Source organism: Geobacillus sp. DSP4a (assembly GCF_013096875.1).
GTDB classification, from domain to species: Bacteria; Bacillota; Bacilli; order Bacillales; family Anoxybacillaceae; genus Geobacillus; species Geobacillus thermophilus.
This window is the reverse complement of the sequence record NZ_SDLD01000163.1, coordinates 1-715: the sequence shown is the minus strand read 5'-3', so window position 1 is coordinate 715 and position 715 is coordinate 1. Positions and strand designations below refer to the sequence as shown.

The 715-nt window shown below is 38.3% G+C and carries 1 pseudogene; it reads right to left on the bottom strand.

The window, feature by feature from the left end:
• Positions 1-68: 68 nt before the first annotated feature.
• Positions 69-479 (bottom strand): annotated as a pseudogene (locus tag ETC02_RS18645) (zinc ribbon domain-containing protein); the annotation flags it as partial.
• Positions 480-715 lie beyond the last annotated feature (236 nt).

The following is a 715-nucleotide window of genomic DNA, read 5'->3' as shown; positions in this document are numbered from 1 at the left end:
GTGAACTACCCCCACTTAATTTTCTAGCGAAAATTTGAAGTGGGGGCTTCCAAAGAAGTTTGACTGCTTCAAGCAATCCTTATTCTTTGAGGCGTGTCCACTTCGCCGCTAGAGCATAAGACACTCAGGTCTACAGCTTTACTTTTCTTTAAGATGTTTAATGCGCCATTGACATCAGCATTAATTAGTTTGCCAGACTTTGTTCGATACAAGCCGCGCTTAATACGTTTGCCGCTGAACTTATATTCTTTTGGATTGTCGGCATTATATTCAGGAATCTCATCGCCGTCAAAAAAGCTGGCTTGAGACGTATAGGATTCTTCCTGTTTCAAGAATTCAATGCCGTAAAATTTACAAAGATATTCTAGTTTTTCTTTTATGTTACCGAGAGGAATATTGACAAAGTTTTGATTTGTCTTTTTTCCTAGATTCATATTGCGTTGCCATGTTTCCGCATAGCCAATGACAAGTTTGCCAATTTACAATCCGACGTTGTACATGTTCTTGGCAATATGGCACAGTTCTCGAAGAGTCAAGTATTCTTCTTTGGTCAAACCATTTAGCTGTTGTTTGATACAAAAATACATGTTTTCACCCCCCATCTAACTATATTATACTATATTTTACTGAATCTATCCTATTTTCAGCAAAATATAGTTAAGGCGATTCATCTCCCACTTACTCCGCTTCGCTTCGTTGAAGTGGGAGTCTTCTC